Genomic DNA, 12,898 nt, shown 5'->3' with positions numbered 1-12,898 from the left:
AATCTTATTTTTTAAGCGGATTTACCAGCTTTTCTTCTTAATACTTCACCTACAAATTTAACACCTTTTCCTTTGTACGGCTCAGGCTTACGGAAACCTCTAATTTTTGCCGCTACTTGACCTAAAAGTTGCTTATCAAATGATGTTAATTTCACAATTGGGTTTTTACCTTTTTCAGAAATTGTTTCCAAAGTTACCTCTGGAGCAACGTCTAAAACGATATTATGAGAAAACCCTAAAGCTAAATCTAATCTTTGCCCTTGATTTGAAGCTCTATAACCAACTCCAACCAATTCTAAAGATTTTGTAAAACCATCAGTTACACCAATAATCATGTTATTAATTAATGATCTGTACAAACCGTGCTTAGCTCTTTGATCTTTGTGATCAGACGATCTTTCAACTTGAACTTGATCGCCTTCAACTGTTACAGTAACATCTGAATATTCCTGTGTTAGTTGACCGTTTTTTCCTTTAACTGTAATAATACCGTCTTTAACTTCAACAGTTACTCCGGCAGGGATTGCAATTGGACTTTTACCTATTCTTGACATCTTCTTATCGTCTTTTAATTAGTATACGTAACAAATTACTTCTCCACCAACGTTAAGTTGTTTTGCTTTCTTTCCTGTCATCAAACCTTTAGATGTAGAAACGATAGCAATCCCTAATCCATTAAGGATTCTTGGGATAGAAGCAGAACTTGAATATTTACGTAAACCTGGTTTACTAATTCTTTGGATATCTTTGATTACAGGCTCTTTAGTATCTTTATCATACTTCAAAGCGATTTTGATTGAGCCCTGAACAGTGCTGTCTTCAAATTTGTAACTCAAGATATAACCTTGATCAAATAAGATCTTAGTAATTTCTTTCTTTAGATTAGATGCAGGGATCTCAACAACTTTGTGGTTTGCAGCCACAGCGTTTCTAACCCTTGTTAAATAATCTGCAATAGGATCTGTATACATATGTATATATTTGCGGCTATGGTTTTCTTCAGACTATCTGTCGAACCTTTAACCAATTAAAACTCAATATTTTACCAGCTAGCTTTTTTAACACCTGGTATCAATCCATTGTTTGCCATTTCACGAAATGTAACACGTGAAATACCAAACTGACGCATATACCCTCTTGGTCTACCTGTTAATTTACATCTATTGTGCAAACGAACTGGTGAAGCATTTTTCGGTAACTTTTGCAAACCTACGAAATCTCCAGCTTCTAACAAAGCTTTTCTTTTCTCAGCATACTTTGCTACCGTTTTTTCTCTCTTAACCTCGCGGGCTTTCATTGATTCTTTAGCCATATCTTAATTCTTTTTAAAAGGTAAACCTAATTCAGTCAATAATGACTTTGCTTCCTTATCAGTTTTAGCAGTTGTAACAAACGTAATATCCATTCCAGATATTTTATTTACTTTATCAATATCAATTTCTGGGAAAATGATTTGCTCTAAAACTCCAAGGTTGTAATTTCCTCTTCCGTCGAAACCAGTAGCTTTGATACCACTAAAATCTCTAACACGTGGTAAAGATGAAGTAATAAGTCTATCTAAAAACTCATACATTCTTTCTCCACGTAAAGTAACTTTTGCTCCAATTGGCATACCTTTTCTCAATTTGAAAGACGCAACGTCTTTCTTAGAGATTGTACTAACCGCTTTTTGTCCAGTTATCTTTGTCAACTCATCAACTGCATAGTCAATAAGTTTTTTGTCAGAAACTGCTGCTCCAACACCACGGCTTAAAACGATTTTGTCCAATTTAGGAACTTGCATTACGTTTACATATCCGTACTCTTCTGTAAGAGCAGAGATAACTCTACTCTTATATTCTTCTTTTAGTCTAGGTATATATGCCATTACTATAGTACTTGATTAGATTTTTTTGAAAATCTTACTTTCTTATCTCCTTCAACTCTAATACCCACTCTAGTTGCTTCCTTTGTTTTCGGATCAATTAGAGAGATGTTAGAAATTTGAATTGAAGCTTCTTTTTTCACAATTCCACCTTGAGGGTTTTTTGCACTTGGTTTCGTATGTTTCGAAACCATGTTCACACCTTCTACAATAGCTTTGTTTTTCTCACGGTCAACACGTAATACTTTACCTTCTTCACCTTTATGGTCTCCAGCAATTACTCTTACGATGTCACCTGTTTTTATTTTTAGCTTTATCATCTTAAAACGAATTAAAGCACTTCTGGTGCTAATGATACAATTTTCATGAATTGTTTTTCACGAAGTTCTCTTGCTACCGGTCCAAAAACACGAGTTCCTCTCATTTCTCCTGCAGCATTCAATAGAACACATGCATTGTCATCGAAACGGATATAAGAACCATCGGCTCTTCTCACTTCTTTTCTGGTACGTACTACAACTGCAGTTGAAACTGCTCCTTTTTTAACGTTTCCGTTTGGAGCTGCATCTTTTATAGAAACTACAATCTTATCACCAACAGAAGCATACCTTCTTTTGGTACCTCCTAAAACACGGATAGTTAAAACTTCTTTAGCTCCTGTGTTATCTGCTACTTTTAGTCTTGATTCTTGTTGTACCATAATTATTTAGCTCTTTCTAGGATTTCAACTAATCTCCAACATTTTGTTTTACTTAAAGGACGCGTTTCGCTAATTCTTACAGTATCTCCAATGTTACAGTCGTTCGTTTCGTCGTGTGCATGATACTTTTTAGTTTTCAATACAAACTTACCGTATAACGGGTGTTTTACTTTAGTAACTTGTGCAACAACAATAGATTTATCCATTTTGTTAGACGTTACAACACCTATTCTTTCTTTTCTTAAATTTCTTTTTTCTTCCATCTTTCAGCAGATTACAATTATTGCAATTCTCTTTTAGTTAACTCAGTGGCTAATCTTGCAACTGTTCTTCTTAAACTTCTAATTTGAAGCGGATTCTCAATTGGAGAGATAGCATGAGCCATTTTTAGGTCAGCATATGTTTTCTTAGCCTGGCTAAGGTTTTCTTGCAACTGCGCTGCAGAAAGATCTTTTATTTCTGATTGTTTCATAATATAATATAGATTATGCTTCGAAATCTCTAGCAACTACGAATTTAGTTTTTACTGGAAGCTTTTGAGCTGCAAGACGTAATGCCTCTTTAGCAACTGACAAAGGAACTCCTCCAACTTCAAACATAATTCTTCCGGGTTTAACAACGGCAGCCCAATACTCAACTGCACCTTTACCTTTACCCATACGTACCTCAAGAGGTTTCTTAGTAATAGGTTTGTCTGGAAATATTTTGATCCATAATTGCCCCTCTCTTTTCATAAAACGAGTTGCAGCGATACGTGCAGCTTCAATTTGACGAGAAGTTAGGAACATTCCATCTTCATGTACAGATTTAATACCAAACATTCCATTAGAAAGTTCATGCCCTCTTCCAGAGTTCCCTTTCATTTTACCTTTTTGTACCTTACGGTATTTTGTTCTTTTAGGCTGTAACATTTTTCTTTAATTTAAAAATTACTTTCTTTTACGAGCGTCTGGTTTTCCACCTTTATTAAAGTTAGATTTTCCACGAGGAGAATCTCCACCTTTTCCGCCAGCTTGTTTTTTGTCCATTCCAGCAAGTGGTGAAAGATCTCTCTTTCCGTAAACTTCACCTTTCATGATCCACACTTTGATTCCCATTCTACCATAAGTAGTATGCGCCTCAGCTAATGCATAATCAATATCAGCTCTGAAAGTTGATAAAGGAACTCTTCCTTCTTTGAAACCTTCCGACCGTGCCATTTCAGCACCATTCAAACGACCAGAAATTAAAACTTTGATACCTTCTGCGTTCATACGCATAGAGGCAGCAATAGCCATTTTAATAGCACGTCTGTACGAAATACGACTTTCAATTTGACGACAGATGCTTGTAGCAACTAGATACGCGTCAAGTTCAGGTCTTTTGATTTCAAAGATGTTGATTTGAACCTCTTTGTCAGTAACTTTCTTAAGTTCTTCTTTCAACTTGTCTACCTCTTGTCCACCTTTACCGATAATAATACCAGGTCTAGCAGTAGTGATAGTAACGGTTACAAGTTTTAAAGTTCTCTCGATAATTACTTTTGAAACACTAGCTTTTGATAAACGAGCATGGATATACTTTCTGATTTTGTGATCTTCAGCGATTTTATCACCGTAATCATTTCCACCATACCAGTTTGAGTCCCATCCTCTGATGATACCAAGTCTATTTCCAATTGGATTTGTCTTTTGTCCCATCTTTATTAAATTGCTTGTGTGTTATTAATAGATCCAAGCACGATTGTTACGTGATTAGAACGTTTTCTAATTCTATGTGCGCGACCTTGTGGAGCTGGACGAAGTCTTTTCAACATCATTCCACCATCTACTCTAATCTCCTTAACAAATAAACCAGCTTCTTCTATACTAGCATCAGCATTTTTTTGCTCCCAATTGTTGATTGCAGATAATACTAATTTCTCTAATTTTCTTGAAGCTTCTTTAGAACTAAATCTTAAGATGTTAAGTGCTCTTTCTACTTTCTGACCTCTTACCAAGTCCGCTACTAAGCGCATTTTTCTAGGTGAAGTAGGGCAGTTATTCAATTTTGCGAAAGCAATAGACTTATTAGCCTCTTTTCTCGCATCTGCTGTTTCTCTTTTACGAACTCCCATTGCTTCTTATTTTTTACCTTTATTTTTTGCTCCAGCATGACCTCTAAAAGATCTAGTTGGTGAAAATTCTCCTAATTTGTGACCTACCATGTTTTCTGTAACGTAAACTGGTACAAATTGACGACCGTTATGAACTGCGATAGTTTGTCCAACGAAGTCAGGAGTAATCATAGAAGCTCTAGACCAAGTCTTTACTACTCCTTTATTTCCACCTGCAATGTTTTCTTGAACTTTCTTGTCTAACTTATAATGAACGAAAGGTCCTTTTTTTAATGAACGTGCCATATCTTATTATTTCTTTCTACGTTCTACGATATACTTGTTACTCGGGTTTTTCTTAGAACGTGTTCTATAACCTTTTGCTGGTATTCCATTTCTTGAACGTGGATGTCCACCAGAAGAACGTCCTTCTCCACCACCCATTGGGTGATCAACAGGGTTCATCGCAACAGGTCTTGTTCTAGGTCTTCTACCTAACCATCTTGTTCTACCTGCTTTTCCAGATACAACTAATTGGTGATCAGAATTAGATACTGCTCCAATTGTAGCAGAACAAGTCAACAAGATTAATCTTGTTTCTCCTGACGGCATTTTAATTGTTGCAAATTTTCCATCTCTTGCCATTAACTGAGCAAATGTTCCAGCAGAACGAGCAATTACTGCTCCTTGACCTGGTCTCAATTCAATACAAGAAATAACAGTTCCTAATGGAATTCTGCTTAAAGGTAAAGTATTACCAATCTCAGGTTGAGATTCAGGACCAGAAACTAATTTCTGACCTACTTTCAATCCATTTTGAGCAATAATATATGTTTTCTCTCCATCAGCATAAGCTAACAAAGCGATAAATGCAGTACGATTTGGATCGTATTCGATTGATTTCACTGTAGCTGGAATTCCTTCTTTTGCACGTTTGAAATCAATAATACGATATCTCTGCTTGTGACCACCACCCGTATAACGCATGGTCATCTTTCCTTGACTATTTCTACCTCCAGAGTTTTTTATCGGCGCTATCAAAGAGCGTTCCGGCTTATCAGTTGTAATAGCGTCATAACCATTCACAACTCTAAATCGCTGACCTGGGGTAATAGGTTTTAATTTTCTTACTGACATTTTTCTATATTAGATTTTGTTGTAAAAATCAATTGTTTCTCCTTCTTGTACTTGTACAATTGCTTTTTTGATAGCATTTGTCTTTCCACTGATCAAACCACTTTTAGTGTATTTAGTAGTTCTATCAGGTCTTACATTCATTGTATTAACGCTTAACACAGTTACACCATAAGCAGCTTCTACAGCTTTCTTAATCTCAACTTTGTTCGCTTTTTTGTTAACAACGAATCCAAAACGGTTTAAAACTTCACTTTCTTTGGTTACTTTTTCCGTTACTATAGGTTTAATTATGATACTCATATCCTATTATTTACTTAAATTTTCTTCAATTACTTCCAAAGAACTCTCCAAAAGCACTAAATTGTTAGCGTTTAATATAGCGTAAGTACTTAATTCTAAGCTACTTACCACATTAGACGCTTTTAAATTGCGTGACGACAAATATACATTTTTATTTGAAGAACCCAACACGAATAATGATTTTTTATTATCTAACTCTAAAGCTTTCAAAACGTTAATGAAATTTTTAGTACTTGGCGTTTCAAAATCAAAGTCCTCAAGAACGATAATATTTGATTCTTTTGCTTTAATAGAAAAAGCAGATTTTCTTGCCAAACGCTTCAAACCTTTATTTAATTTGAAAGAATAACTTCTTGGTCTTGGTCCAAAAACTGTACCTCCACCTTTAAACAATGGATTCTTTGCACTACCCGCACGAGCAGTACCAGTTCCTTTTTGTTTTTTAATCTTACGTGTACTACCCGCAACTTCAGCTCTTTCTTTAGCTTTGTGCGTTCCTTGTCTTTGATTAGCTAAATATTGCTTAACATCAAGGTATACAGCGTGATTATTTGGTTCAATTGCGAATACTGAATCAGAAAGTTGTACTTTTCTTCCAGTATCTTTTCCGTTGAAATCTAATACTTTTACTTCCATTACTTCTCGATGATTACATAAGAGTTATTATGTCCAGGAACACATCCTTTAATAACAAGTAGGTTCTTTTCAGCAACTACTTTTAAAACTCTAAGGTTTTGAACTTTTACATTGTCGGTTCCCATTCTTCCAGCCATACGCATTCCTTTGAATACTCTAGATGGATAAGATGACGCTCCTACAGAACCCGGCGCTCTTAAACGGTTATGTTGACCGTGAGTTGCTTGACCAACACCACCAAAACCGTGACGTTTTACAACCCCCTGAAAACCTTTACCTTTAGATACACCTTGTACATCTACAAATTCCCCTTCAACAAAAATAGACACATCAATAAGATCACCTAATTTTTGCTCTGTTGCAAATTCCTTGAATTCAACGACTTTTTTCTTAGCTACAGTTCCCGCTTTTTTAAAGTGACCTAAAGCCGCTTTTGTGGAATGTTTCTCGTTTTTGTCATCGAAACCAAGTTGCAACGCTTCGTACCCGTCAACACCTTTGGTTCTGACTTGGGTAACAACGCATGGACCCGCCTCAATTACAGTACAAGGAATGTTTTTCCCGTTCTCGTCAAAAAGACTAGTCATGCCGATTTTTCTACCAATTAACCCAGACATAAATATTAATTATTAATTATTAAATATAAAAATAGAACACATCATTTAAGTGAACCCTTATTTTTAAAGTGGTGCAAAAGTATAACTTATTTACACACAATCCAAAAAAAGTTTTCACTTAAACAAAGTGCTCTGAATTTCCTTGTATTTAGAAACCTAAACTTTGATTTCTACTTCAACACCGCTTGGCAATTCTAACTTCATTAAAGCATCAATTGTTTTAGATGAAGAAGAGTAAATGTCAATTAATCTCTTGTATGACATTACTTCAAATTGCTCTCTTGCTTTTTTGTTAACGTGCGGAGAACGTAGAACAGTAAAAAGTTTTTTGTGAGTTGGCAATGGAATTGGACCTGTAACAACTGCACCTGTAGTTTTAACCGTTTTTACAATCTTTTCAGCAGACTTGTCTACCAACATGTGATCGTAAGATTTTAGTTTTATTCTGATTTTTTGACTCATTTTCTTAAAATTAAGCGTTTCCTTTTGCTTTTTTGATTACTGCTTCCGAAATATTAGAAGGCGTTTCGCTATAGTGTGAAAATTCCATTGTAGAAGTTGCACGACCAGAAGACAATGTTCTCAATGTAGTTACATATCCAAACATTTCTGATAATGGCACATCTGCCTTAATAGTTTTAGCACCATTTCTATCTCCCATGTCATTCACTTGACCTCTACGACGGTTAATATCACCAACGATATCTCCCATGTTTTCTTCAGGTGTAATAACTTCCATTTTCATGATAGGCTCAAGAATTACAGCTCCAGCAGCTTTAGCTACTTCTTTATAACCCATTCTAGCAGCTAACTCAAAAGATAGTGCATCTGAATCGACAGGGTGGAAAGATCCATCTGTCAAAGTTACTTTTAAACTATCCACTTGATATCCAGCCAAAGGACCAGCCTTCATAGCTTCACGGAAACCTTTCTCTACAGACGGAATATATTCTTTAGGAACGTTACCACCTTTTACAGCATTAACAAACTGCAAGCCAACACCTGGCTTACCATCAACTTCATCAGCTGGCTCTAATTTAAATACGATATCACCGAATTTACCACGACCACCTGATTGTTTCTTGTAAGTTTCTCTATGAACTGCAGATTTTGTAAAAGCTTCTTTATATTCAACTTGAGGCTCACCTTGGTTTACTTCAACTTTGAATTCACGTCTCATACGATCTACTAAGATATCTAAGTGAAGCTCACCCATACCAGAGATAATAGTTTGACCAGAAGCCTCATCAGTTCTTACAGTAAATGTAGGATCCTCTTCAGCAAGTTTAGCCAAAGCCATACCCATTTTATCTACGTCAGCTTTTGTTTTAGGCTCAATAGCGATACCAATTACTGGCGCAGGGAATTTCATAGACTCAAGAATGATTGGGTACTTCTCATCACACAATGTATCTCCAGTTTTAATATCTTTAAATCCAACTGCTGCTCCAATATCTCCAGCTTCGATATAATCGATTGGATTTTGCTTGTTAGCATGCATTTGGTAGATACGAGAAATTCTTTCTTTGTTTCCTGAACGTGTGTTCAAAACATAAGAACCAGCATCTAAACGTCCTGAATAAGCACGGAAGAAAGCCAAACGACCTACGAATGGGTCAGTAGCAATCTTAAATGCCAAAGCAGCGAATGGCTCTTTAACATCTGGCTTACGCAAAATTTTAGTTTGATCTTCTTCTAAAAGCTCAGCATCATCAGGATGAATCCCTTCGATACCATCTTTATCCATTGGAGATGGCAAGTATTTACATACTGCATCTAACATGAACTGAACACCTTTATTTTTAAATGATGAACCAGCAATCATAGGAATGATAGCCATATCCATTACAGCCGCTCTTAATGCAATGTTAATCTCTTCTTCTGTAATAGAATCAGGATTTTCCATGTATTTATCAAGCAAATTCTCATCATAATCAGCTACTGCCTCGATAAGAATATCTCTGTATTCTTTTACTTCATCAATCATATCAGCAGGAATATCTACAACTTCATAAGTTGCTCCCATACCTGCATCATCCCAAACAATAGCTTGGTTTCTTACCAAATCCACAACACCTCTGAAATCATTCTCTTCACCTATTGGCAAAGTAATCGCAACAGCATTAGATTTCAACATATCTCTTACTTGTTGACATACCATCAAAAAGTTAGATCCTTGTCTGTCCATTTTATTAACGAATCCAATACGTGGTACTTTATATTGATCAGCTAATCTCCAGTTAGTCTCTGATTGAGGCTCAACACCATCAACAGCACTAAACAAGAAAACTAATCCATCAAGAACACGTAACGAACGGTTTACTTCAACTGTAAAGTCAACGTGTCCCGGGGTATCGATAATATTAAAGTGGTAAGGTAATGTCTCAGGTAAAACTTTACCTTGAGTAGTTGGAAAATTCCATTCACAAGTTGTAGCAGCAGAAGTAATTGTAATACCTCTTTCTTGCTCTTGTGCCATCCAGTCCATTGTTGCAGCACCATCGTGCACTTCACCAATTTTGTGTGATTTTCCTGTATAGAATAATATACGCTCAGTTGTCGTTGTTTTACCAGCATCAATATGAGCAGCAATTCCTATGTTTCTTGTATATTTAAGTTCTCTAGCCATTTCTTAAGAATTAAAATCTAAAGTGAGAGAAAGCTTTGTTAGCTTCTGCCATTTTGTGAGTATCCATTCTTTTCTTAACAGCAGCACCTTCTTCTTTAGCCGCAGCTAAACATTCCGAAGCTAATCTTTGCGCCATTGATTTTTCGTTTCTTCTTCTTGAATAAAGAATCAACCATTTCATAGCCATAGAGATTTTTCTGTCTGGTCTAATTTGCATAGGAATTTGGAATGTTGCTCCACCAACTCTACGACTACGTACTTCTACGTGAGGCATAACGTTTGTCAAGGCGTCTTTCCATATTTCCAATGAAGGTTTTTCTGCATCCTGCTTTTTAGCCTCAATGATGTCAATTGCATCATAAAAAACTTTAAAAGCTGTTGATTTCTTACCATCCCACATTAGGTTATTCACAAAACGTGTTACCAATTGGTCATTAAACCTTGGATCTGGTAAAAGTGGTCTCTTTTTTGCCGCTCTTTTTCTCATGTCTTTTTTTTAATAAAAAATTATAAGTCATACGCTACCTGTTTTGTATCACAAGTCCTGAAAAACATTCAGATGTAAATACATAACTATTAACTTCTAACTCCTAACGTTTTAAATTACTTTTTTGCTTCTTTTGGGCGTTTAGCACCGTACTTAGATCTTCTTTGCGTTCTTCCTGCTACTCCTGACGTATCAAGGGCACCACGAACGATGTGATATCTAACACCTGGTAAATCTTTTACCCTTCCACCTCTAACTAATACTATCGAGTGCTCTTGTAAATTGTGTCCTTCTCCAGGGATGTAGGCATTCACTTCATTACCATTTGTCAAACGTACACGCGCTACTTTACGCATTGCAGAGTTTGGTTTTTTTGGTGTAGTAGTGTAAACACGCGTACAAACCCCTCTTCTTTGAGGACAAGAATCTAAAGCAACCGATTTACTCTTCTTAGTTATCTGAGTTCTTCCTGTTCTTACTAATTGTTGAATTGTTGGCATAATTAATACTAAAATTTTATTATGTAATTTTAATTCCCGCTTTTTACGGGGTTGCAAATGTATGAAATAAATTTAACTCCACAAACGTTAACCCATTAATTTTCAATAAGATTATTTCAATATTTCAAATTCCGTTGAAAAAATTAATATTTACAGTACTTTTATAAAAAATATATTTTCTTGAAGCAAATCATAACCATATACCTCCTACTCTTTGCAGGCTCTTATTTATCAGCCCAAACCTTTTATTTACAACTGAAAAGCAAAAGCATCAAAGAAAACCAAACAATAGATTCAATCTTTTACCAAATAAAACATTCGAACTTAAAATCTATTCAGACGGAACTCACAAGGACTTCTAAAATTATTACAGAGCTAGGATACATCAATAACACATTCGAACCAATAAAAAAACTAAATGACTCCACCTACTCCACAACTATATCACTTAAGAACCAAATCAAACAAGCCTACCTATATATAGGAAACAACAAAAGTCTGCAACTCCTATTAAATAAAACAAAGAACGATACAATCAAACTATCTTACCCAGAAGTAAACAACTTCCTCTCCTCGACATTATCAAAGGCAGAACAAAACGGGTACCCTCTAGCAACCGTACAATTACAAAACATAGAATACAAAACGAACATAATTAGCGCTCAGTTATTATATAATGAGGGCAAAAACAGAACCGTCGACCAAATCATTGCACAATCTTCAACCAACAACAAAGCAGATTTACTACCAAAAGGCCACCTCAGGCAATTAGCAAAAAGATTTAAAAACAGTATTTTCAACAAGAATACTATCGAACAGATAAATAATGAGATTGAGAAATATCGTTTTGTTAGTCAAATAAAGTACCCCGAAGCATTACTCTTGAAGGACAGCACGAAAGTTTATTTATATTTAGAAAAAAGAAATTCAAACACCTTTGACGGTTACATAGGTTTCACTACCGATCAAACTAATAAATTAAAACTAAATGGGTATCTGGATGTATTACTCGAAAACACATTAAAAGCTGGAGAAGAAATAAGTATATTTTGGAAAAGCAATGGTGAGAATCAAAAAACATTCAGAACTAATATTGACATACCTTATATATTTAATTCAAATGTTGGCATAAAAGGACAAATAAACATATTCAAACAAGACAGTATTTTCCAAAACACAAAAACAGCAATTGACGTTGGCTACTTATTAAATTACAACAGCCGTCTGTACCTTGGACTACAATTCACCGAGTCGACAGACATCCAGCAATTAAATATTTCCAACTTGTCTAACTACAAAAATTCTTTTTTTTGCCCGAGTTACGAATATTCAAAATACAAGCATACTAATATAATGTTTCCAGAAATTACTATTATTAAAATTAATACCGGAATAGGAAAAAGAACCAATTTCTCCGCACTTGACACTACCGAAGAAACTAAGCAATTTTACATCAATGTTCAAGCTACCCATAATTTCACTTTAAATAATAACAATTACATTTATTTATATTCACAAAGTTTTTTGTTAAATAGCAACAATTACTTAACCAATGAACTATATCGCTTTGGAGGAACAACATCTGTACGAGGATTTACAGAGAACAGCTTACAAGCAAAAGCGATGACATCATTGGCAACTGAGTACAGATACCTGCTGTCACCAACACTCTACATCCATTCTATCTTGGACTATTGCTTATACAATGATCCCTTTTCGACAACTACTAAAATTGAAAAAATAGGCGGAATTGGATTCGGATTAGGCATACAAACACAAAGCGGACTACTAAAACTATCTTTTGCGAACGGAACACAGAAAAATCAAAAAAGTAGTTTAAACAACACTTTCATTACTGCCAATTACAATATTACCTTCTAAATTGCTAAAAAAAAGAATTATTTTCAACATTATCATAAATTTATGTTTAAATCCTAAAAGTCATATGCAAGCA

Annotated in this window: 21 protein-coding genes; 1 reads left to right on the top strand and 20 read right to left on the bottom strand. The window is 35.2% G+C overall.

Annotated elements, in window-relative coordinates:
• Positions 1-11: 11 nt before the first annotated feature.
• From rplF to rpsL, 20 genes are all read right to left on the bottom strand, one after another.
• Positions 12-554 (bottom strand): 50S ribosomal protein L6, encoded by a 543-nt coding sequence (rplF, locus tag FFWV33_RS07565; protein ID WP_108740338.1) that lies wholly within the window; start codon positions 552-554, stop codon positions 12-14.
• 18 nt (positions 555-572) lie between these two features.
• Positions 573-971 (bottom strand): 30S ribosomal protein S8, encoded by a 399-nt coding sequence (gene rpsH, locus FFWV33_RS07560; RefSeq protein ID WP_108740337.1) that lies wholly within the window; start codon positions 969-971, stop codon positions 573-575.
• 71 nt (positions 972-1,042) lie between these two features.
• Positions 1,043-1,312, bottom strand: a complete 270-nt coding sequence (gene rpsN, locus FFWV33_RS07555) for a 30S ribosomal protein S14 (protein WP_026707007.1) — start codon at positions 1,310-1,312, stop codon at positions 1,043-1,045.
• A gap of 3 nt (positions 1,313-1,315) precedes the next feature.
• A complete protein-coding gene (rplE, locus tag FFWV33_RS07550; RefSeq protein WP_108740336.1) occupies positions 1,316-1,867 on the bottom strand; it encodes a 50S ribosomal protein L5 in 552 nt (183 codons plus the stop codon).
• Positions 1,868-1,869: 2 nt separating this feature from the next.
• Positions 1,870-2,184, bottom strand: a complete 315-nt coding sequence (gene rplX, locus FFWV33_RS07545; protein WP_108740335.1) for a 50S ribosomal protein L24 — start codon at positions 2,182-2,184, stop codon at positions 1,870-1,872.
• An 11-nt stretch (positions 2,185-2,195) separates the two neighbouring features.
• Positions 2,196-2,564, bottom strand: a complete 369-nt coding sequence (gene rplN / locus FFWV33_RS07540; RefSeq protein WP_108740334.1) for a 50S ribosomal protein L14 — start codon at positions 2,562-2,564, stop codon at positions 2,196-2,198.
• A gap of 2 nt (positions 2,565-2,566) precedes the next feature.
• Positions 2,567-2,827 carry a 30S ribosomal protein S17 gene (rpsQ, locus tag FFWV33_RS07535; protein ID WP_108740333.1) on the bottom strand — a complete coding sequence of 87 codons (261 nt, stop codon included), beginning with the start codon at positions 2,825-2,827 and terminating at the stop codon, positions 2,567-2,569.
• A gap of 17 nt (positions 2,828-2,844) precedes the next feature.
• On the bottom strand, positions 2,845-3,036 hold the full coding sequence (gene rpmC, locus FFWV33_RS07530) for a 50S ribosomal protein L29 (RefSeq protein ID WP_108740332.1): 192 nt from the start codon (positions 3,034-3,036) through the stop codon (positions 2,845-2,847).
• Positions 3,037-3,049: 13 nt separating this feature from the next.
• Positions 3,050-3,475 (bottom strand): 50S ribosomal protein L16, encoded by a 426-nt coding sequence (rplP, locus tag FFWV33_RS07525; protein WP_016989325.1) that lies wholly within the window; start codon positions 3,473-3,475, stop codon positions 3,050-3,052.
• An 18-nt stretch (positions 3,476-3,493) separates the two neighbouring features.
• On the bottom strand, positions 3,494-4,243 hold the full coding sequence (rpsC, locus tag FFWV33_RS07520) for a 30S ribosomal protein S3 (protein WP_108740331.1): 750 nt from the start codon (positions 4,241-4,243) through the stop codon (positions 3,494-3,496).
• Between the two features lie 5 nt (positions 4,244-4,248).
• Positions 4,249-4,659, bottom strand: a complete 411-nt coding sequence (gene rplV / locus FFWV33_RS07515; protein ID WP_108740330.1) for a 50S ribosomal protein L22 — start codon at positions 4,657-4,659, stop codon at positions 4,249-4,251.
• 6 nt (positions 4,660-4,665) lie between these two features.
• Positions 4,666-4,944 carry a 30S ribosomal protein S19 gene (rpsS, locus tag FFWV33_RS07510; protein ID WP_007136562.1) on the bottom strand — a complete coding sequence of 93 codons (279 nt, stop codon included), beginning with the start codon at positions 4,942-4,944 and terminating at the stop codon, positions 4,666-4,668.
• 6 nt (positions 4,945-4,950) lie between these two features.
• Positions 4,951-5,775 (bottom strand): 50S ribosomal protein L2, encoded by an 825-nt coding sequence (gene rplB, locus FFWV33_RS07505; RefSeq protein WP_108740329.1) that lies wholly within the window; start codon positions 5,773-5,775, stop codon positions 4,951-4,953.
• 9 nt (positions 5,776-5,784) lie between these two features.
• Positions 5,785-6,075, bottom strand: a complete 291-nt coding sequence (rplW, locus tag FFWV33_RS07500; protein ID WP_108740328.1) for a 50S ribosomal protein L23 — start codon at positions 6,073-6,075, stop codon at positions 5,785-5,787.
• 6 nt (positions 6,076-6,081) lie between these two features.
• Entirely contained in the window at positions 6,082-6,711 is a 630-nt protein-coding gene (gene rplD / locus FFWV33_RS07495) for a 50S ribosomal protein L4 (protein ID WP_108740327.1), read from the bottom strand.
• On the bottom strand, positions 6,711-7,328 hold the full coding sequence (gene rplC / locus FFWV33_RS07490; protein ID WP_108740326.1) for a 50S ribosomal protein L3: 618 nt from the start codon (positions 7,326-7,328) through the stop codon (positions 6,711-6,713). The genes rplD and rplC overlap by 1 nt, the downstream gene beginning before the upstream one ends.
• A gap of 156 nt (positions 7,329-7,484) precedes the next feature.
• Positions 7,485-7,790, bottom strand: coding sequence for a 30S ribosomal protein S10 (gene rpsJ / locus FFWV33_RS07485; RefSeq protein ID WP_007803605.1), 306 nt, complete (start codon positions 7,788-7,790; stop codon positions 7,485-7,487).
• Between the two features lie 10 nt (positions 7,791-7,800).
• Positions 7,801-9,957: an elongation factor G gene (fusA, locus tag FFWV33_RS07480; RefSeq protein WP_108740325.1), complete on the bottom strand. Its 2,157-nt coding sequence runs from the start codon at positions 9,955-9,957 to the stop codon at positions 7,801-7,803.
• Between the two features lie 10 nt (positions 9,958-9,967).
• A complete protein-coding gene (gene rpsG, locus FFWV33_RS07475; protein ID WP_026707019.1) occupies positions 9,968-10,444 on the bottom strand; it encodes a 30S ribosomal protein S7 in 477 nt (158 codons plus the stop codon).
• A gap of 116 nt (positions 10,445-10,560) precedes the next feature.
• Positions 10,561-10,944: a 30S ribosomal protein S12 gene (gene rpsL, locus FFWV33_RS07470; RefSeq protein ID WP_007136570.1), complete on the bottom strand. Its 384-nt coding sequence runs from the start codon at positions 10,942-10,944 to the stop codon at positions 10,561-10,563.
• Positions 10,945-11,124: 180 nt separating this feature from the next.
• Between rpsL and FFWV33_RS07465 the strand changes: the two genes are divergently transcribed.
• Positions 11,125-12,825 (top strand): BamA/TamA family outer membrane protein, encoded by a 1,701-nt coding sequence (locus tag FFWV33_RS07465; protein ID WP_108740324.1) that lies wholly within the window; start codon positions 11,125-11,127, stop codon positions 12,823-12,825.
• Positions 12,826-12,898: the final 73 nt, after the last annotated feature.

The organism is Flavobacterium faecale (assembly GCF_003076455.1).
Taxonomy (GTDB): Bacteria; Bacteroidota; Bacteroidia; order Flavobacteriales; family Flavobacteriaceae; genus Flavobacterium; species Flavobacterium faecale.
The sequence above is the reverse complement of the archived record's forward strand: the minus strand, read 5'-3'. Positions and strand labels throughout refer to the sequence as shown.